This is a genomic window from uncultured Bacteroides sp. (assembly GCF_910586915.1).
Lineage (GTDB): Bacteria > Bacteroidota > Bacteroidia > Bacteroidales > Bacteroidaceae > Bacteroides.
This window is the reverse complement of the sequence record NZ_CAJULN010000001.1, coordinates 30,695-49,603: the sequence shown is the minus strand read 5'-3', so window position 1 is coordinate 49,603 and position 18,909 is coordinate 30,695. Positions and strand designations below refer to the sequence as shown.

General features: G+C 51.4%; 15 protein-coding genes and 3 pseudogenes. 8 read left to right on the top strand and 10 right to left on the bottom strand.

All coding sequences use genetic code 11. The features are described from left to right. Positions 1 to 15: 15 nt before the first annotated feature. The 3 genes from QZ331_RS00240 to QZ331_RS00230 form a co-directional block, all read right to left on the bottom strand. Entirely contained in the window at positions 16 to 3,492 is a 3,477-nt protein-coding gene (locus QZ331_RS00240; protein WP_294626918.1) for a SusC/RagA family TonB-linked outer membrane protein, read from the bottom strand. A 31-nt stretch (positions 3,493 to 3,523) separates the two neighbouring features. Beyond that, on the bottom strand, positions 3,524 to 4,696 hold the full coding sequence (locus QZ331_RS00235; protein ID WP_294626916.1) for a FecR domain-containing protein: 1,173 nt from the start codon (positions 4,694 to 4,696) through the stop codon (positions 3,524 to 3,526). Between the two features lie 170 nt (positions 4,697 to 4,866). Further along, on the bottom strand, positions 4,867 to 5,430 hold the full coding sequence (locus QZ331_RS00230; protein WP_294626914.1) for an RNA polymerase sigma-70 factor: 564 nt from the start codon (positions 5,428 to 5,430) through the stop codon (positions 4,867 to 4,869). Positions 5,431 to 5,662: 232 nt separating this feature from the next. Between QZ331_RS00230 and dacB the strand changes: the two genes are divergently transcribed. Further along, positions 5,663 to 7,072 (top strand): D-alanyl-D-alanine carboxypeptidase/D-alanyl-D-alanine-endopeptidase, encoded by a 1,410-nt coding sequence (gene dacB / locus QZ331_RS00225; RefSeq protein ID WP_294626912.1) that lies wholly within the window; start codon positions 5,663 to 5,665, stop codon positions 7,070 to 7,072. A 138-nt stretch (positions 7,073 to 7,210) separates the two neighbouring features. Here the strand turns inward: dacB and QZ331_RS00220 are convergent, their stop codons facing one another. Next, positions 7,211 to 8,710, bottom strand: a complete 1,500-nt coding sequence (locus QZ331_RS00220) for an acetyl-CoA hydrolase/transferase family protein (protein ID WP_294626910.1) — start codon at positions 8,708 to 8,710, stop codon at positions 7,211 to 7,213. 77 nt (positions 8,711 to 8,787) lie between these two features. Beyond that, complete coding sequence (locus QZ331_RS00215) at positions 8,788 to 9,267, bottom strand: ferrichrome ABC transporter substrate-binding protein (RefSeq protein ID WP_294626909.1); 480 nt, start codon at positions 9,265 to 9,267, stop codon at positions 8,788 to 8,790. A 341-nt stretch (positions 9,268 to 9,608) separates the two neighbouring features. Between QZ331_RS00215 and miaB the strand changes: the two genes are divergently transcribed. Next, on the top strand, positions 9,609 to 10,985 hold the full coding sequence (gene miaB, locus QZ331_RS00210; RefSeq protein ID WP_294626908.1) for a tRNA (N6-isopentenyl adenosine(37)-C2)-methylthiotransferase MiaB: 1,377 nt from the start codon (positions 9,609 to 9,611) through the stop codon (positions 10,983 to 10,985). A gap of 143 nt (positions 10,986 to 11,128) precedes the next feature. Here miaB and QZ331_RS00205 read toward each other — a convergent pair whose 3' ends face one another. Next, complete coding sequence (locus tag QZ331_RS00205; protein ID WP_294626906.1) at positions 11,129 to 11,842, bottom strand: S24 family peptidase; 714 nt, start codon at positions 11,840 to 11,842, stop codon at positions 11,129 to 11,131. A 417-nt stretch (positions 11,843 to 12,259) separates the two neighbouring features. On the opposite strand from QZ331_RS00205, the gene QZ331_RS00200 reads away from it, so the two are divergent. From QZ331_RS00200 to QZ331_RS00180, 5 genes are all read left to right on the top strand, one after another. Beyond that, positions 12,260 to 12,577: a hypothetical protein gene (locus tag QZ331_RS00200; RefSeq protein WP_294627240.1), complete on the top strand. Its 318-nt coding sequence runs from the start codon at positions 12,260 to 12,262 to the stop codon at positions 12,575 to 12,577. Then, positions 12,565 to 13,461 (top strand): DUF4373 domain-containing protein, encoded by an 897-nt coding sequence (locus QZ331_RS00195; RefSeq protein ID WP_294626905.1) that lies wholly within the window; start codon positions 12,565 to 12,567, stop codon positions 13,459 to 13,461. The genes QZ331_RS00200 and QZ331_RS00195 overlap by 13 nt, the downstream gene beginning before the upstream one ends. A gap of 122 nt (positions 13,462 to 13,583) precedes the next feature. Further along, positions 13,584 to 14,081 carry an HU family DNA-binding protein gene (locus tag QZ331_RS00190; RefSeq protein WP_294626904.1) on the top strand — a complete coding sequence of 166 codons (498 nt, stop codon included), beginning with the start codon at positions 13,584 to 13,586 and terminating at the stop codon, positions 14,079 to 14,081. A 52-nt stretch (positions 14,082 to 14,133) separates the two neighbouring features. Next, a complete protein-coding gene (locus tag QZ331_RS00185) occupies positions 14,134 to 14,616 on the top strand; it encodes an N-acetylmuramoyl-L-alanine amidase (RefSeq protein WP_294626902.1) in 483 nt (160 codons plus the stop codon). A gap of 28 nt (positions 14,617 to 14,644) precedes the next feature. After that, positions 14,645 to 14,740, top strand: coding sequence for a smalltalk protein (locus tag QZ331_RS00180; protein ID WP_294627238.1), 96 nt, complete (start codon positions 14,645 to 14,647; stop codon positions 14,738 to 14,740). A 476-nt stretch (positions 14,741 to 15,216) separates the two neighbouring features. Here QZ331_RS00180 and QZ331_RS00175 read toward each other — a convergent pair whose 3' ends face one another. Further along, positions 15,217 to 16,344 carry a 6-bladed beta-propeller gene (locus QZ331_RS00175; protein ID WP_294626900.1) on the bottom strand — a complete coding sequence of 376 codons (1,128 nt, stop codon included), beginning with the start codon at positions 16,342 to 16,344 and terminating at the stop codon, positions 15,217 to 15,219. Positions 16,345 to 16,528: 184 nt separating this feature from the next. Further along, a complete protein-coding gene (locus QZ331_RS00170) occupies positions 16,529 to 16,777 on the bottom strand; it encodes an NVEALA domain-containing protein (protein WP_294626899.1) in 249 nt (82 codons plus the stop codon). 339 nt (positions 16,778 to 17,116) lie between these two features. On the opposite strand from QZ331_RS00170, the pseudogene QZ331_RS00165 reads away from it, so the two are divergent. Beyond that, positions 17,117 to 18,023 (top strand): annotated as a pseudogene (locus tag QZ331_RS00165) (IS982 family transposase). Between the two features lies 1 nt (position 18,024). Here QZ331_RS00165 and QZ331_RS00160 read toward each other — a convergent pair. Continuing rightward, positions 18,025 to 18,380 (bottom strand): annotated as a pseudogene (locus QZ331_RS00160) (helix-turn-helix transcriptional regulator). Beyond that, positions 18,337 to 18,691, bottom strand: a pseudogene (locus tag QZ331_RS00155) (type II toxin-antitoxin system RelE/ParE family toxin). The pseudogenes QZ331_RS00160 and QZ331_RS00155 overlap by 44 nt, the downstream one beginning before the upstream one ends. Between the last annotated feature and the right edge of the window lie 218 nt (positions 18,692 to 18,909).

Sequence of the window (18,909 nt, the reverse complement as noted above, 5' to 3'; positions counted from 1 at the left end):
ACTTGCTGAGTCGTTTTAGAAGTTGATGTTGATACCTAATATGTAGCTGGTTACCTTCTCGTCGGTCCGTGTGCCGGAGTTGGCGTTGAAGGCTTCGGGGTCGATGGCCCGTTTGTTGGCCGCCCAATAGCAGGGGTTGTTCACCTGGGCGCGCAGGCTCATTCCCTTGAATCCCGCTTTGCTTATCCACGCTTGGGGCAGGGTGTAGCTCAGCCCGATGTTGCGTATCTTGATGAATGCGGCGCTTGCGGTGTTGTAGTCGGCATATCTCCATTGGTATTCGCGGTCGGCACTTAGCCCGTAGACGGTCATTGAGGGGATGTCGGTATCGGTATGTTCCGGCGTCCAACGGTTGGCAACGTCTTGGTGCACGGCGCCTTTGTAGGTTTCGGAGCGCAGTCCGCTATAGAGCGGGGTGGCGTCGACGCGCAGTGAGTGTCCCGCATAGTAGACCACTTTGGTGAAGAAGCTGAGCTGCTTCCAGCGCAGGTTGATGTCGAGTGCGCCGTTCCATTTCGGGTCGAGCTGGCCTACGCAGGTCAGTGCGTCGATTTCGTCGACGGGCTTGAGCGATACGACATTGCCTTCGGCGTCGTACACCGAGGGGTCGCCCGTTTCCGTCAGTCCGGCATAGCGGTAGGCGTAGAGCGAGTTGTAAGTGTCTCCTTGCAGGTAGAAGCTGCCCGGACTGGCAAGCATATCTTTGGCGGAGGTAGGTATGTAGCCCACTTTCTTAATCTTGTTGCTGTTGTAGGAAGCGGTGAAGGCAGTGGTGAGCGACCAGTCGCGTTGGTTGAGCCAGTCGTACGACAGTGAAAGCTCTATACCTCTGTTGCGCATGGCGCCGTTGTTTACTCGTGCCGTCTGGAAACCAGTTGATGGGTCGAGGCTGGTGTTGGCAAGCAGGTCGGAGCTGTAGCGCTGGTAGAAGTCGAAGCTACCGCTCAGTTTTTTCAGCAGGGAGAAGTCGACTCCGGCGTTGAAGGTGGAGGTCTTTTCCCAACGGAGCAGCTTGTTGGGTGGCGTGAGGATGGTGGTCAGGTTGGCCTGGCTATATGGAGAGACGGCGTAGCTGCCCAGCAGGTAGGGCGATGTGTTTTGGTCCACGTTACCCGTGATGCCATACGTGGCGCGTAGCTTGAGCATATCCACCCAGGCAACGTCTTTCATGAACGCTTCGTTCGAGATGTTCCAACTGGCTCCTACCGACCACAACGGGCGATAGCGGTATTTGGGGTCGGTGCCGAAGAGGTCGGCCTGCTCGATGCGGACGCTACCGTTGAAGGCATAGCGTGCGTCGTACGAATAGCCCGCGTTGAGGTAGGCCGATACGTAGCGGTGGTGCGAGTTGCTTACTTGCAGTTGCTCTGTCTTGTTGAAGGCGTTGTTGCCCAACTGGCCGATGACACCTTCGTTCAGTGCCGCCCAGTCCACTTGCTTGTAGACGAGTTTCTGTTCGTCGTAGCCGTAACGTTCGCCAAGTGTCTTGCGGTATTTGTCTTCGCGTATTTCTCCACCCAGGAGCGCGGTAATCTCGTGCTTGTCGTTGACGGTGGTCTGGTAGTCGAACTGTCCGCGCAGGTTCATGTACGCCCAGCGTGCGTGCGATTCTCCCATTCGTCCGCCCTGGGGGATGTAGTAGATGAATCCTCCCTTCGGGTTGGTGACGGCATACTGGTTTATCATGCGTCTCATGTAGAATGAATCCTCCTCGTCCTGCCGTTCGGCGTTCTGGTCGCGTCTTTCATACTGGAACTTCACGCCGAATTTCAGTCCTTTCAGCAGTTTGAAGTCGGCGTGTGTGAAGAGCTTCCAGTAGAGGTCGTCGGTATCCTGCATATTCTTGGCCGATTCTTCCACGGCGTTGTATCCCATCGGCTTCAGCCCTTCGGTCTGGGCTATTGCCTGCGAGTTGTGGTAGTTGTGGGGGTAGATGTAGGCGTAGCTTCCGTCGGCGTTGTAGAGCGACTCGTAGGGCATGGCGGTTGTGGCGCCCTGATAGCCGGCTTGCGTGTAGCTGCTGTTGCCGATACCCACGTTTGTTCCTACGGTGAGCTTGAACCACTTGGTGAGGTCGAGTTCGTTTTTCATGTAGAACGTGAACTTGTCGAAGCCGTTGTGCTTGTTGTAGGTGCTTTCGTTCTCGTAGCGTGCCGAGAAGAAGAAGTTGGACTTGTCGCCCGCTTTGGAGAGCGAGAGATTGTAGTCCTGCACGAAGTTCATCCGTTGCAGTTCGTTGCGGTACTCTTTGCGGTAGTCGTTCTGCCGCAGGAGGTCGATGGAAGCGTTCAGTTGGCTTTCGGTGATTTCTCCTTTGGCAAGGCTTTCGTAAAGGCGGTCTACGGTGGAGAGATATTGGGGCGCCTTCATGTCGTTGAGCGATTCGAAGTAGTCCGACGGGCTCTCCAGGTAGTTGGGATGATGGGTGAGGTAGTCGATTTCATAGTCGATGATGTCGCTCGTGGAGGCGTAGCGGCGGTAGTCGAGCGATGGAAGCGGGTTAAGGTAGAAGTTGGCCGACACGTTGATGTTCGCCTTCTTGCCCGTAGCGCGTTTGGTGGTTACGACGATGACGCCGTTTGAGGCACGCACACCGTAGAGAGAGGTTGCCGCAGCGTCCTTCAGCACGGTGATGGTCTCGATGTCCTCCGGATTAAGCTCGTTGATGCTCACACCCGTGACGGGTTGTCCGTCCAGCACCAGCAGGGGTGTGGAGTTGATGGAGAAGGAAGAGGTACCGCGGATGCTCATTTTCCCGTTGTAGTTGCTCAGGCCGGGCGTGGCGCCTTCCAGCTTGCTGCCCAGGTCGGGCGCCTGTATTTTGTCGAGGTAGTTGCTCTTCACGATGGTGGCTGCGCCGGTGGCACGTTCGCGCGAGATGGTCTGGAAACCGGTGACGATGACCGCGTCCAGTTGTTTCACATCCTCCACCATGACCACTTGCAGCAGTTGTTCGCCACTGTACACCACGTCGTGGGGCTTCATGCCCACGGAAGAGAAGTTCAGTACGGTTCCGTAGGCGAGCGGCTGGGCGAAGGTGAAGCGTCCGTCGATGTCGGTGATGGTTCCCTGGCTCTTGTCCTGGGTGAAGATGGCCACTCCCGGAAGCACATTCCCGTCGCTGTCGGTGACGCGTCCGTGCAGGGGCGTCTTGGCCGTTTCTTTCTTGGGGGGTGTGGTGATGACGATGGTTCTTCCCTTGATGGAGTATTGCAGTCCGGTTCCTGCCAGGAGCGTCTTCATGGCGTGGTCGATTCCGGTTTCTTCGAGCGAGGCGGACACGTGGACACCTTTCAGTAGCGAGGCGTTGTAGAAAAACTGGTAGCCATACTGCTTGCTCAGTTTCTCCAGCACGTTTTCCAGCGGTTTTTTACTTACCGTGACGGTGATTTTCTCCGGCTGCCCCGTCTGGGCGTAGGCCGTCGGAGCGGTAAAGGACAGAAGGAGCGAAGCTGCCAACACGAGTCCTCTTGAAATAAGCTTTTTTGTCATAGCTGTGTGAAGTTTATGATATATTCTGTTGTTATTCATTCCGTTTCTCTATCGCGTCTATCCTCCGCTCGTCGCGGTATATCTTGAAGTCGAGTTCGTTGGTGAGATGCAGGATGTGGAGAATCTCCGCGAGCGGCTGCTTGCGCGACAGCATACCGTTGTAGCGTACGTCACGTATCTCTTTGCTCACGTGGATGTCGACGTTGTACCAGCGCGACAGCTCGTTCATGATGTTGCCGATGGTTTCGTTGTGAAAGACAAACTTGTTTTCCGTCCATCCCGTGACGGCGGGTATGTCCGCCGCCGACGTGGCGTAGTCGCGCGTCCTCTTGTGGTAGGTGAACTGCTCGCCCGGAGATAGCGCGGCAAGCACCTTCTGCCCTTCGCGCACGTTGACCGAGCCTTCCGTCAGGGTGATGGCGATGTGCTCCTCTTCCTCGTAGGCTTTGACGTTGAAGGAGGTTCCCGTCACCTGCACGTTCAGCGTGCCCAGCCGCACGTTGAAGGGCTTTTCGGGGTGGTGGCTCACGTGGAAGCAGGCCTCTCCCCGGAGTTCGACCTGGCGCACGTGCTGCGTGAAGTGTGCGGGGAAGAGCAGCTCGGAAGCCGCATTCACCTGCACCACCGTGCCGTCTTCCAGCGTGAGGCGGTATTCGCCGCCTGCCGGAACCGAGAGCTTGTTGAAGCGGTTGCCGGGATGCAGTTCGATGGCGATGTCTCTCTTGCCGTCGAGCGTGTGGGCGGTGAGCCGGTCGCCTTTCACCACGAGATCGTTGGCTGCCAGTTCCACCGGACGGCCGTCGCGGGCAATGAGCGAGGTCTTGGGCGGTTCGGGCACGGAGGCGGCCCATTGGGCAACGCTCTCTTCGCTGCCGGCCGTCCAAAGCAACCGGGCGGCGGCCACTCCGAGCAGCAACAGGAAGGAGGCGGCGATACCTATATTATATAAGGTACGTCGGTTCCATCTGCTTGCCGGGAGGTTCATCCGGCGGCTCACTCTCTCCAATTCCGCTACGGTGTCGACGGAGTCGTGGAAGGAGATTTCCTCGAGGAGATGCTCCTGCTTCCGTATCTCTTCGTACAGCCGTGCCGAATCCTCCTTCCACTTCCGCGAAAGGGGTGTGTCGGAGGGTTGTCCGGTGCAGATTTCCTTCGCCAGCTCGCCGGCTATCTGCATACTTTCTTTGAGTTCTTTATCTGTCATTGATATAACGGGATTTGTGTCATTTCCCAAGTAAAACAACACATATCGAATGTAGTATGATAAAAAATCAATTTTTTATAAAATAATTATTTCCCTGCTCCCACTCCCCCTATCACCGGGTTGCAGCGCATATATCTCCTGCGGCAAGGGTGTGCATCGCGCCGGGGAGGTTATAAAACAAGCAGCAGGAAGCGCAGCTCCTCGAGTTCGGCACGCAGGCGGGCATATGCGTGCATCTTGTGCGTCTTTACGGTGGGAATGGAGATAGAAAGCAGTTCGGCTATCTCCTGGTTCGACTTGTTCTGCAGGGAGAGAATGATGATTTCCTGTTCGCGCGGGGTGAGCTCCTTGATTTTGCGGCGCACGATGAACGACACCTCCTCGCGGATGATGTTTTCGAGAATAAACTCCTTGTTCTGCATCGCTTGTAGCTGGCTCTCGGCATAGCGGTCTTTCACCGCCTCGTGTTTCAGGTGGTTGAGGCAACGGTTGGAGATGGAGCGGTAGAAAAAAGCCTTGACGGCGAAAAGCGAGCTGAAGTTTGCCCGTTGCTCCCAAAAGGCGATGAAGACATCCTGGACAATGTCTCGCGCCTCCTCCGCATCGGGCAGGTAGCGGCAGGCAAAGGAAAGGAACAGGGTATAGTATTGTTTGAAGAATAAATCAAACTCCTTCTTGTTGCTTACTCTACTTGTTCCACTGTGGCCGATGTTATTTTCTTGCGATATTGTCATTCAGTCATTGTTCTTCTCCGCACGCTACAAAAGTAGCCATTTCCTTTCAGCAGCTAAACTTTTTTGGTGTTTTTTTCGAATGTTTTCTTTTCTCCTGTCGTCAGTTTCTCCCGAATACTGACGATTTGTTAGCCGATTCCCGCTTCTGCTTTTTCTGCTGATTCGCAGGGCAAGTTCGGCGGGGAAGTGCTATCTTTGCGCCCCGGATTCGATTTGTAAACACGATGTTTGTATGAAGAAAATGCTTTTATGGGCCGTGCTGTCCGTCTGCCTGTTGCCGTTGCGGGCACAGGGAGAGTTTGCGCAGATAGATTCGCTTATTAAGAAGATGCTTCCCGAAGCCTCCGAAGTTGGCATAGCCGTGTACGACCTCACGGCAAAGAAGCCCCTCTACCACTACCGGGCAGAGAAACTCTCCCGCCCCGCCTCCACCATGAAACTGCTCACGGCCATCACCGCCCTCGCCCGCCCCGACGCCGACGAGCCTTTCCGCACCGAAGTGTGGCACGACGGCGTGATAGAGCGCGACACGCTGCACGGCAACCTGTATGTGGTGGGCGGATTCGACCCCGAGTTCGACACCCCTGCGATGGACTCGCTCGTAAGCGCCGTGTGCACTTTTCCCTTCTCCGCGATAAACGGGCAGGTGTATGGCGACGTCTCGATGAAAGATTCCCTCTATTGGGGGCACGGCTGGGCGTGGGACGATACGCCTGCGGGCTATCAGCCCTATCTCTCGCCGCTTATGTTCTGCAAAGGAACGGTGGAAATCTCCGTCGTCCCCTCCACCACGCAGGGCGATACGGCAAGTGTCTCCTGCCGTCCCGTCTCCTCTTATTACACGCTGACCAACCTGACCGCATCGCACACTCCCTCTGCCGGGAAGTTCTCGTTCACAAGAGACTGGCTCACGAACGGCAACAACCTCGTCGTGGCGGGCAATGTCGCCTCCGTGCGGAAGGACGACATCAACATCTACGACTCTCCCGCCTTCTTTATGCACACCTTCGTCAAGCGTCTGCGGGCAAGGGGGGTGGCAACGCCCGCATCGTACGCCTTCGCCCCGCTGCCGTGTGCCGACAGCATCCGGCTCGAACGCATAGCCGTTTGGGATACCCCCGTGCAGAAAGTCCTGAACCAACTCATGAAGGAGAGCGACAACCTCAATGCCGAAGCGCTCCTCTGCCGCCTCGGCGCGCGTGCCACGGGAAAGAAACAAGTAGCTGCCGAAGATGGAATTGTGGAAATCATGAAGCTGATTCGCCGCCTGGGCCACGACCCGAAGGATTATAAGATTGCAGACGGCTGCGGGCTGTCCAACTACAACTACCTCTCTCCCGCCCTGCTGGTCGACTTCCTGAAATATGCGTATTCGCGCACGGACGTCTTCCGCAAACTCTATAAGTCGCTTCCCGTGGGCGGCATAGACGGCACGCTGAAGAACCGGATGAAGCGTGCGCCCGCCTTCCGCAACGTGCACGCCAAGACAGGCTCGTTCACGGCAATCAATGCGCTTGCGGGCTATCTCCGCACGAAGAACGGGCACGACGTGGCCTTTGCCATCATGAATCAGAATGTCCTTTCGGCTGCGAAGGCAAGGGCGTTTCAGGATAAGGTCTGCGAGGTGATTATCGGGCGGTAGCCTGGGGCTTTTGCCGGTGGTGTGAGGGGTGTAAAAGAAAAATTGTATTCTCTGATATACAAAAACAAGTGGATTTTGTTTATCAGAGAATACAATGATAGGCGTGCAGCGCAGGATGCTGTAAATCCTACGTTCTATTTACCTGGCATATTCCGCCCAGTCGGTATTCTTCATGTCGCCGCTTTTGGCAAGTTCGGCGTGCATACCGAGTGCCGCCCGGATGGCGTGCGGAGTCTGTGCCTTGCCGCCGGTGAGTTTGAGGTAATCCCAAAGCAACTGTTTGTAGTCGGGGTGTGCACAGTTTTCGATGATGGCTTGCGCGCGCTCCTTCGGGCTCTTGCCGCGAAGGTCGGCAACGCCCTGTTCGGTAATGACGATGTTGACGTCGTGCTCCGTGTGGTCGTGGTGGGACACCATCGGCACGATGGCACTGATTTTTCCCTCTTTGGCTACCGACGGGCAGGTGAAGATGGAGATGTAAGCATTGCGTGTGAAGTCGCCCGAACCGCCGATGCCGTTCATCATCTTCGTGCCGCCGATGTGGGTAGAGTTGACGTTGCCGTAGAGGTCGACCTCAATGGCGGTATTGATGGAGATGACACCGAGCCGGCGCACCACTTCGGGGCTGTTGGAGATTTCGGACGGACGCAGCACGAGCTTGTCGCGGAAGAAGTCCATATCGTCGTAGATGCTTTGCAGACAGTCGTTGGTGACGGTGAGCGAGCAGGTGCTTCCGAACTTGATACGCCCTTCGCGAATCAGCCCGATGACGGAGTTCTGAATCACTTCGGTGTACATTTCGAAGGGCGGAATCGTCTTGTCGCGTCCCAGTGCGCCGAGCACGGCGTTGGCGATGTTGCCCACACCCGACTGCAACGGGAGGAAGGTGGGAGGGATGATGCCGCGCTTCATGTCGGCAGCGAGGAAGTCGGCCACGTTCTGCCCGATTTTGTCCGTCAGCGGGTCGGCTTCGGAGAATGAGCGAGCCTCATCGGGCCAGTTGGTTTCCACTACGCCTACGATTTTCTTCGGGTCTACCTGTATGTAGGGCAGTCCGATGCGGTCGCTCGGCTTGTAGATGGGTATTTCGCGGCGGCAGGGCGGGTCAAGCGGTTCGTACACGTCGTGCAGGCCCATACACGATTTGCTGTGCGCGCTGTTCAGTTCGACGATGATGCGGTCGGCAAGGCGGCAGATGGTGGGCGAGATGCCGCCGGCGGCGGTGAGGTAAATCTTACCGTCGGGAGTCACTTCGCAGGCTTCGATAATGGCTATGTCTACTTTGCCCATGAATCCGTAGCGCACTTCCTGCGCCATCTGCGAGAGGTGTATGTCGTTGTAGGCAATCTCGCCGTTGTTCACCGCCTTGCGGAAGTCGGCGTTCGTGGTGTAGGGGGCACGGTAGCGGATGGCTTTGACGCGTGCCAGGACGCCGTCGCAGGATTCGCCGGTAGAGGCTCCCGTGAAGATTCCTACTTGGAAAGGTTTTCCCAGGGCGTGTTCCGCTTCCGCTATCTTTGCGAGTTCGGCCGTGACAGCCTTGGCCGTTCCTGCGGGGGTGAACCCGCTCAGGCCGATGTTGTAGCCATGTTTGATGAGGCTTGCAGCTTCTGCTGCCGAAATACGATTGAGTGACATAATGGTATAATTTCGTGATGAATACTGTTGATATGTAGTGGGGCGGGGCGGGCGTCGGCGCGTGCTCCTCTCCCCTGTCAATATTTCCTTTGGAGTATCTCTCCCCAGATGAGGGCGCGGCGTGCTTCTTCGGCCGAATGGATGGTGAAGTCGCCGTTGCCGGTGGCGGCGGTGTCGTGGGGCGCGCCGTTGTGCGGGTTTTGCCTGCGGTTGAGTTCGTCTTGCGCGGCGCTGTTGGCTATGGAGGCGGCTACGGACACTTCTTCTCTTTTCTTCTTCTTCGGGGGATGCTGTTGCTGTTTGGGTGCTTTCCGGGCGTTGCGTTTGGGGGCCGGCGGTTCGACGGGTATCGGCCTCAGCAGTTCGTGGGGCGACTGGGGGCGTGCCCAGGGTTCGGGCACGGGCACTGCGTCCGGTGCTATTTCGCCGGGCGTTGGCGTGGGGGAAACGGGTCGTTTTCCGGTTGTTTTTTTCGCTTGGCTGTTCTTGTTCATCTCCTTGAACACGCCTACAAGGATGACGCCTGCTATAAAGAGAAATTTCAGAAAATCTTCCATAGTGTTTCGCTGTTAATTAGTTGTCTGCCAAAGATACGTATTTTCTCCGGTTTAAGCCAACATTCGGGGTATGAAAAAAGGGCAGCTTCACAGCTCCCCTTAATTTTTTTAACCTAAACCTTAACTATGAAAAAATCTAATGTTTCTTTCATTGCACAAATGTGAAGAATAAATTTAAAAGCTCCAAGAGGCGGGCGCGAAAATGTTTGCTCTCTTAACATTAATTACGAATTTGCCCCTCCTGCTGTAAGTTTTCGCTTTATTTTTGCCCCAACCGGCCGCTTATTGAAAGCGAAGCCCTATCTTTGCAGCCGGATTTTTAAATATTATAAGACTTGAATATGAACGAATTGACGGGAGCGGACTTTAAATCCGCAACTGAAACGGCCGACGACAACAAGAAGTTGTTTATCGAGACGTACGGCTGCCAGATGAACGTGGCAGACAGTGAGGTGATAGCCTCGGTGATGCAAATGGCGGGTTACTCCGTGGCGGAAACGCTCGAGGAGGCCGACGCCGTGTTTATGAACACCTGTTCCATCCGCGACAATGCGGAGCAGAAGATTCTCAACCGCCTGGAGTTTTTCCACTCGATGAAGAAAAAGAAGAAGCACCTGATTGTGGGCGTGTTGGGGTGCATGGCGGAGCGTGTGAAGGATGAGCTGATTACGAACCATCATGTCAACCTCGTGGTGGGGCCTGACGCCTACCTCACGTTGCCCGACCTGATTGCCGCCGTGGAAGCGGGCGAGAAGGCCATCAACGTGGAGCTTTCCACCACCGAGACGTACCGCGACGTGATTCCCTCGCGCATCTGCGGCAACCACATCTCGGGCTTTGTATCCATCATGCGCGGTTGCAACAATTTCTGTACCTATTGCATCGTGCCCTATACGCGCGGAAGAGAGCGCAGCCGCGACGTGGAGAGCATTCTCAACGAGGTGGCCGACCTCGTGGCGAAGGGTTATAAGGAAATCACCCTCTTAGGGCAGAACGTCAACTCCTACCGCTTCGAGAAGCCGGAGGGCGAGACGGTCACCTTCCCGATGCTGCTCCGCACCGTGGCGCAGGCGGCTCCGGGCGTGCGCATCCGCTTCACCACATCCCATCCGAAGGATATGAGCGACGAGACGCTGGAGGTTATCGCCACCGTGCCCAACGTGTGCAAGCATATCCACCTGCCCGTGCAGAGCGGAAGCTCGCGCATCCTCAAGCTGATGAACCGCAAATATACCCGCGAATGGTATCTCGAACGGGTGGCAGCCATCAGGCGCATCATCCCCGACTGCGGACTGACGACGGACATCTTCTCCGGCTTCCACTCTGAAACGGAGGAGGACCACGCACTGTCGCTTTCGCTCATGGAGGCGTGCGGATACGACGCTGCCTTTATGTTCAAATATTCCGAACGCCCGGGAACGTACGCGTCGAAGCATCTCGAAGACGACATACCCGAGGAGGTAAAGGTGCGCCGGCTGAATGAGATTATCGCCTTGCAGAACCGCCTTTCGGCGGAAGCCAACCGCCGTTGCATCGGCAAGACGTATGAGGTGCTCGTGGAGGGAGTGTCCAAACGTTCGCGCGAGCAGCTCTTCGGACGTACGGAGCAGAACCGTGTCGTGGTGTTCGACCGGGGGACGCACCGTGTGGGCGACTTTGTGAATGTGCGCATCACTGAGGCCAGCTCGGCAACACTCAAGGGCGAGGAGGTCTTCTGATTTTTTCACCACAGGGTACACAGCGTCTCACAGAGTTTTTCTTCAAGGCGTCCCAGCCGGCTGCGCTCACACGTATGAGAGGGAGCGCAGGCAAACGTAGGAAGAAAAACTCTGTGAGACGCTGTGCCCTCTGTGGTGCACCTCTACATCATCATGTGCCGTCGCACCGAGAACTTCACGATTGCCATCGCGTTGATAGCCGTGAGCGGGATGTCCATCGGCTCGTGGTGCGTGTTGTAGCTCACCAGCTTGATGCATCCCTCCTTCTCCGAGCGGTTGGCGTACTTCACCGCCAGATACTCGTCGCCGTCAATCATGAACGACACTAAATATATCTCTCCGTAAATCACGTTTTCAAAGCTGCTTATCTCCTTGTACCCGATGATGTCGCCCGACTTGAGGATGGGGTACATACTGTCGCCGTTCACATACACTGCCCCGTCGCAGGCGGAGATGTTCGGAATGAGTATCTTGCCCAACGCATACTGTTGCTTGTTGGTGAACAACGTCTTGAGGTTGGCCGCCGCCGTGATGTCATACAGCACCACGCTCCGGTCGTCCTTCGCCTCCGGAGTTTTAGGGTTGTGAATAATCTCCACCTCTCCCCGCGCCAGCTCGCTCTCGCAGAAACGCTGCTGGCGTTGCGGGACGCCCTTTCCGAGCAGCAGCCAGTTGTAGTCGACCATATTCCCGAACTTGTCGAGCAACAGTTTGAAGTCAATGCTGTTGCGTGCCGCCCAGTTGGTCACCGTCGCTCTCGAAACTTCCAGATATTCAGCCAATTCGCTGTCTCTTTTCAGGTTCAACACCTGCTTGGCACGCCTGATGATGCCGGGTACGTCCAAATTTGTATCCATGCTGTTAGTGTTTAAATTTTGATGTAAAAAATCATAAACTCGCTACTTGCTCATTCATAAACGGTTATCTCTTTTTTTAAAAGGAATGGCTAAAATAATTTGTTTTCTTATTGAAAACTAATTTATCTTTGCAGCGAGAAACAATCAGAAATACGTTTCAAAATTATAAATTTAAAATAGAAAAACCATGAAAAACCGCAAAAAGTTTACGAAAGGTTGTCTGCTCCCCCGTCCGCCGCCTCTCCCATCCCCCTCTTCCGGTGGGCGGAACTCCTGTCGAATCCGCTTTCCAACCTCTATATATCCTGCCCGCAGCATCTATATATCCAATGTGCATCCGACGTATCTCCTACACACAGCAGCTATATGTCCTGCGCGCAAGCCATCTGTTACCAATACACAAACGAAGTTTTAGATATGAATACAATACAAACCTCCCAGCACATCTGCGGATGCTGCAAGCGGGAACTTCCGCGCGAAGCCTTCTACATGAACCGACGCACCCGTGCGGCGGACAACTACTGCAAGGAATGCCGCAAGGCAGACACACGCAAACGCCGCGACCAAAGTAAAAATATATTGTTCGAAAACAAACCCCTTTCCTACCCCGTGATAACCGAGGTGAAGGACTCCGCCCTGCGTATGTTCCTCATCCTCCGTGCGCGGCAGGTAGTGGCGGACAGCATACGCCGCAAGCAGGAAAAGGATAAACTACGCGCACTATGGGAAGAATAAAACAGGGACTCGACTATTTCCCCATGAGCACCGGTTTCATGCACGACCGCATGGTGCGGCGTGTCATGAAACGCGAAGGCGACGCCGCCTTTGCCACACTGGTAGAGACGCTCTCCTACATCTACGCCGGAAAAGGGTACTACATCGCCGTGGGCGACGCCTTCTACGACGAACTGACGGACGGTCTCTACAGCACCGACACGGACGACGCGAAACGCATCATCGCCCTTGCCGTGGAGTACGGACTGTTTGACGCCGGGCTTTTCCGCCAATACGGCATCCTCACCTCCGCCGACATCCAGCGGCAGTATCTCTTCATCACCAAGCGGCGCAGCAGCTCGCTCATCGAGCCTGCCTACTGCCTGCTCGATGCGGAGGAAATCGCCTCCTACCAGTCGTGCCGCAACGGCAGGAAGAGCGCAGAAGATACCGACGCACAAACGCCCCTCGAAGCGACAACATCCGCCGGTGTTGCAACATCAACCGCCGATGCTGCAACCGTGGAAGCCGAAATGTCGTCATCGGGTACACAAAACAAAGAAAAAGAAAAACAAACAAAAACAAAGAAAAACAAAACAAACCACCTCTCTGACTCTCCTCAAGGAGAGGATGGAGGAGGAAAAATCCTGAAAGGAAGGAAGATGACGACGCAGGAGGACATCGACACCCTGCAACCGCCCGCCGACGGCACGCCGCGCAACTTCGACGGACTGCTCGACAACCTCCGCTCCTACAAGATTCCGCCTTCCGAGCAATATGCCATCATCCTCAAAAGCAACTTCGGAGCCATCGGACACCCCGTATGGAAGGCTCTGAGCAGCATTCGGGGGAGCAACGGCAAAATCAAACTGCCCGGTCATTACCTGCTCAGCGTAATTAATTAATTTATGAACGCACTTTGAAAAAATGATTGGGTCAGTTCGGACAATAGCCGTATCTTCGCAGTGTCATTGAGCTTGAGGACAAAACGAAACTAATTTACTAACACAAAAAAACAATTACAACTATGCCAGTATTGTACAAAGCCATCCAGTCGATTCTGGAAACGAAAGAGAAAAAGAAACTGTTTTACCCCCGTGTGATATACACCGGCAACGTGAGCACCGCCCGAATCGCCCAGGAGATAGCCGCCTACTCGTCCCTCTCTCCGGGCGACGTGAAGAACACGCTCGACAACCTCATGACCGTGATGTCGCAACACCTGCAAGCATCGGAAAGCGTGACTCTCGACGGCCTCGGCACCTTCCGCCTGGTGATGAAGGCTGGCGGCAACGGCGCCGAACTCCCCGAAAAGGTCTCTGCCGCCCAGGCTTCGCTCACCGTACGCTTCCAGCCCGCCTACACCAAGAACCCCGACCGCACCACGGCAACCCGTTCGCTGGTCACCGGCGCCAAGTGTGTCCGCTTCGACCTTGCCGACGCTCCGGCTTCGGGCGGCAACTCCGGTAACCCCGGCGGCGGTTCGGACGGTGACGACGGCGAAACTCCGGACCCGGGAGTATAGGCCGCCCGTCGCAACGCAAACACACGAACACAAATTAAATTATCCACTAACCATGCGAACCATCAACTTAATCGTGGTGCATTGCAGCGCCACGCGGAGAGACTCTGCACTCTCTCCGGAAGCCCTCGACAGGATGCACCGCCGGCGCGGCTTCAACGGCACAGGCTATCACTACTACATCCGCACGGATGGAACGGTGCACCCCACCCGTCCGCTCCACCGCATCGGCGCCCATGCGAAAGGCTTCAACGCCCACTCGATAGGCATCTGTTACGAGGGCGGTCTCGACTGCCGCGGACGTCCGGCAGACACCCGTACGCCGGCACAACGCTGCGCGCTCCGGCAACTTGTCGGGCAGTTGCAACAGCTCTTTCCCGGCTGCCGCATCTGCGGACACCGCGACCTCTCGCCCGACGCAAACGCAAACGGCGTGGTCGAACCCCACGAGTGGCTCAAACAGTGCCCGTGCTTCGACGCCGGGAAGGAATTCAACCTGCCCGGCAAAGAGATAACACAACATGAAACAAACATTTAAAGAAACAGAAAGGAGGTAAACAATGGCAATGAACAAAGGAGTTTGGGATACAATCCTGAAAGTAATCATCGCAGTGGCTTCGGCTTTGGCAGGCGTCTTGGGCGCTAATGCGATGAATCTGTAAAGAAAGGGATTTAGTCTCCCTTCTATCAGACAAGAAAGCGCGCCGGAAAGGCTGCTATGCGTATCCGGCGCGCTATTAACAGAATATTAAATCAAACACGATTGACAGAGTATGAAACGACTGATATTATTTTTTATGTTCGGGTGCGTATTGCACCAAGTAATGGGGCAGGAGTTTGAACCCAGTCCCCAGGCTCAGGGTTATCTGCACGATAAAAACACGATTGTGGACTACGCTCCTGCGGTGTCGCAGGCCTTGATGTGGATGGATGTCTTCACCATGGTCGTACGGATTGGGTTACGGGCGGCATGGGGTCGGCAGGTGGCTTGCCCCTTGCCCCCTCGGAGAGCGCACCAACTTTAGCCGAAGGCGTTCAAAGTTGATAATGCGCTATCAACCTGCAAGCAGGTTACCACGCCAGCGAAGGTAAGCACTTTTTCTGGAATAAAAAAAGAATATAGGCTTGTGCTCTTTTATTAATATTGTTTGATTCTGTTGATTAGTAAAACTCTATTTCCTTTATTTAATGCGTTTGTTATAGAGTCGGGTAATAAGTTGTAATCTTTGCACATATTGTTCAATTCAGGGCTGATAAGGCTAATTATAGACCCTTTGTTATCAGAAAACATAGGTTCTATAATATCATATACAGAAGATTTCCTTGTAAATTTCTTATATCCAAAATTATTGGTGAATGGATTGAAAACAGCTGTGTATTGATTGTCCCCATCTTCTAAAAGTCCTATCCAAATGCTGTCAGAAATGCAGATTGGATTGTTGGCAAAGTGCAAATAATCTGTAGATTGTTCTTTTTGGATAAATGTAATATAATCAGTCTTTGCAATTTGAGGAACTGATTTGTTTAAAAAGTTAAAAATTATAAACGATTTAATTTTCCCATCTTTATCCAATATTGTTAAGGAATCCGATGGTGACCGGTAAAAATTTAATCCTGTTTTATTGCTTCTTATGATATGATTTGTTGTATATCCTCCAATATAATTGTTTCTATAGTTTAACGATTTACTAATAGTATTCATTTCAGAATCTGTATAGATTATGCTTGGTTTCTGTGTCCCATCAGGTGTTGTATTGAATATGAAATTACCATTTTTAAGTCGTTTTAAAGCATCTGCAAAAAAAGGAATTTTCCTTTCTTCTAAGAACGAACCTTCTTCACTATAGTGGATGACTTTTTTTGATTTTGTGTCTAAGATATACAGACCTGTTGTATCTATATCAAAGTCCCATGGTGAAACATATTCTCCTGGACCTTGTCCAATTCGCCCATATTTTGTTATAGGATTTCCGTCTTTTTTAAATGAAACGATAGAACGAAGTGTTTTATCCAAAATAAAATATTTATTATTATGTTCTATTATCTTATCAGCATAAGAAAACATAATGTTTTCCTTTTCTTGAAGGATTACAAATGCAGTGTCTGATATCAAGTTAATAATTGAGTCGTAGTAGTTTTTGTTTGTAGATACTTCTACTTTGTATATATTGTAATTAGAAGAAATAGTGCTCTCAAAATTGTTTTTCTTATTAGAACAATTTGAAAAAGAAAGCAACAGAATAAACAATGCTGTTATATTTTTCATGAACGTTTCTTTGTTAGGTAATTGATATTATTCTGTTCTGTGTGAATTCGAATGTATCGTTTGAATGAAAATAGTACAAAAAAACTTTTTACTCGTTTATTTTGTACTATCGGACAGCTTATGTAGTATTACTCTGAAACAAAAATAAGCATATGTTTCAGAGTAATACTTAATCAGTAAAGTACTAGAAGCAATCGCTATCTTCGCATGGGTTAGAATTAATGCCACGACATACCATTTTATGCCCACCTCCATAGCATTTTACTTGCTCTCTTGGTCCTGTATTTGAGGTTCCTGTTTCGCCATTAGCTAACGCCTCAATATTAGCCAAAGCGAGTTCGGACAATTCGGTTTTTTGCTGTGATGCGTACACGCCATAACCGGCTGCTAATGTGATAACCAGTGCCAATGCAATTTTCTTAATGTTTGTCATAATCGTATATATTTAAAGTTGCTGTTTGCAAATATAAAAAAGAGCAATCAATAAGCAAAATAAATTCTGTTTATATTGGATTACAGTTCCTTCAATTTCTTTTTGATGGCTCCAATGACATATCCTTTGGGATTTTCTGCCATACGTGCACCATTCTTCAGCTCTGCCAGGAATCCTATGAAATCCGGAATCCGGTTCTGCCCATCAACGAGCGTTTTTTTGTTCTTGTTTATTTCTGGAGAATCGAAGTTATACGAGAATCTGAGGTAATAATAACGTCAGTTCGATATAAGTATTAAATTTATAGTGTCCAATTATAACATTTAAACGATTACCACTATGTTCTCAGAGGCTAAAGTTACAGAGATTTATTGTATGGCCGATGATTTTTGCAAGGAATTTGCTGTCCAACAAGAAAAATATATGGTCAAGGATACCTCGCATAAGCATCGTAATAAACCCAACCGGATGAGTGATGGGGAAATTATGGTTATTCTGATTCTGTTTCATTCCGGTGGTTTCCGATGCTTCAAGCACTATTATCAGGAATATGTCTGCAAACATCTGACCCATTTGTTTCCCAAGCGTGTGTCTTATAACCGTTTTGTTGAATTGGAAAAGGAAGTGTTGCTCCCACTGGCCATCTTCATCAAACAGGTACTTTTAGGAACCTGCACGGGGATCAGTTTTGTGGATTCCACTCCTTTGCGTGTGTGTCGCAACCAACGCATATTGATTCATAAGACATTCAAGGGACTCGCCGAGAGAGGGAAATGCTTGGGTGGGATGGTTCTTCGGTTTCAAATTACATTTGATAATCAATGATAAAGGAGAAATCCTCAATTTCATGCTTACACCGGGGAATGTGGATGACCGGGAACCCTTGAAACAGGGACGGTTCTTAGAAAATATAAAAGGAAAACTGTGTGCCGACAAAGGATATATCGGACAGGCATTGTTTGAGACTCTTTTTCTTGGTGGCATACAATTGGTTACCAAAGTAAAGAACAAAATGAAGAACTCACTGATGAGTATTGCGGATAAAATCCTGTTAAGGAAGCGTGCCTTGATTGAAACGGTTAATGATGAACTGAAGAATATCGCACAGATAGAACATTCAAGACACCGCTCTTTCAACAACTTCATTGCGAATGCTCTCTCGGCAATTGCAGCATATTGCTTTTTTGAAAAGAAGCCCGCCATTGATATAGAATTCATCAAAGACAGGCAACTTACATTGTTTTAAGTTATATCGAACTGACGTTACATTTAGACAACAAAGCTACTTTTCCTTCAATACCTAAGTCCAATGTAGCAGTAGTTATTCCTAAAGCACGGAACACCTTTCTCATAGTGGAAATTGTGACGGAGTATTTCCCCTTTCCAACTTACATACCTGAGAACGTTTCACACCTATACGTTCGCCAAGTTCCTCTTGTGTGAGGTTTTGTTTCAGGCGTGCATTCTTGATAGCTTCCTCTACGAAGTAAGCATTTACCTCGTCTTTGAGCTGCGCTTCCATCGCATCTCTTTCAGGAGTTCCTACTTTTCCCCATACTTCATTCACCAGATTGTTTGCAGGGGTAAACTTCATTTTTTTCATTGTTATTACTTTTATTGTTAAAATATTCTTTTCTTATTTCTTCTACCCGTTGTATCTCTTTTTGAGAGATTTTCTGTGTTTTCTTTATGATTCCGTGTGTGACAACAACAAGTGTTTCCGTGTCCCCAAAAACAATCTGTAGCATATACTATTAAGCAATGTGCGCAACTCCCAAATTTCAGAATCATCCAGTTTCTTGAAAGATCTTTATCCATCACTCCGCTTTCCAGTTTGCGGATGTTATAGGTAATTTTCTGCTGCGCTTTAATAGATTGAAGCCTCACAAAACTTTCAGCTTCTTCACTCAATATGACTTTTATAGTTTTTGTATCCCATTATATTTAACTTCAAATGCAAAGTTGCTTATCTGTTTCCAAATAAGCAAACGTAATAAATATAACTATACCTGTTTTTAATATTATTTTATTAAAAGAAGTGGTTGTTTTATTTATATGATTTCTCAAAACCGATGGTTTAAGAGATTTCTTTATTTTTATTTTGAGAGGTCATATAAATATCCTATTTTCAC

Excerpts from the sequence above, each read along its gene's own strand:
- QZ331_RS00240 (WP_294626918.1), bottom strand. The coding sequence starts at position 3,492 with ATGACAAAAAAGCTTATTTCAAGAGGACTCGTGTTGGCAGCTTCGCTC.
- QZ331_RS00235 (WP_294626916.1), bottom strand. The coding sequence starts at position 4,696 with ATGACAGATAAAGAACTCAAAGAAAGTATGCAGATAGCCGGCGAGCTG.
- QZ331_RS00230 (WP_294626914.1), bottom strand. The coding sequence starts at position 5,430 with ATGACAATATCGCAAGAAAATAACATCGGCCACAGTGGAACAAGTAGA.
- dacB (WP_294626912.1), top strand. The coding sequence starts at position 5,663 with ATGAAGAAAATGCTTTTATGGGCCGTGCTGTCCGTCTGCCTGTTGCCG.
- QZ331_RS00220 (WP_294626910.1), bottom strand. The coding sequence starts at position 8,710 with ATGTCACTCAATCGTATTTCGGCAGCAGAAGCTGCAAGCCTCATCAAA.
- QZ331_RS00215 (WP_294626909.1), bottom strand. The coding sequence starts at position 9,267 with ATGGAAGATTTTCTGAAATTTCTCTTTATAGCAGGCGTCATCCTTGTA.
- miaB (WP_294626908.1), top strand. The coding sequence starts at position 9,609 with ATGAACGAATTGACGGGAGCGGACTTTAAATCCGCAACTGAAACGGCC.
- QZ331_RS00205 (WP_294626906.1), bottom strand. The coding sequence starts at position 11,842 with ATGGATACAAATTTGGACGTACCCGGCATCATCAGGCGTGCCAAGCAG.
- QZ331_RS00200 (WP_294627240.1), top strand. The coding sequence starts at position 12,260 with ATGAATACAATACAAACCTCCCAGCACATCTGCGGATGCTGCAAGCGG.
- QZ331_RS00195 (WP_294626905.1), top strand. The coding sequence starts at position 12,565 with ATGGGAAGAATAAAACAGGGACTCGACTATTTCCCCATGAGCACCGGT.
- QZ331_RS00190 (WP_294626904.1), top strand. The coding sequence starts at position 13,584 with ATGCCAGTATTGTACAAAGCCATCCAGTCGATTCTGGAAACGAAAGAG.
- QZ331_RS00185 (WP_294626902.1), top strand. The coding sequence starts at position 14,134 with ATGCGAACCATCAACTTAATCGTGGTGCATTGCAGCGCCACGCGGAGA.
- QZ331_RS00180 (WP_294627238.1), top strand. The coding sequence starts at position 14,645 with ATGAACAAAGGAGTTTGGGATACAATCCTGAAAGTAATCATCGCAGTG.
- QZ331_RS00175 (WP_294626900.1), bottom strand. The coding sequence starts at position 16,344 with ATGAAAAATATAACAGCATTGTTTATTCTGTTGCTTTCTTTTTCAAAT.
- QZ331_RS00170 (WP_294626899.1), bottom strand. The coding sequence starts at position 16,777 with ATGACAAACATTAAGAAAATTGCATTGGCACTGGTTATCACATTAGCA.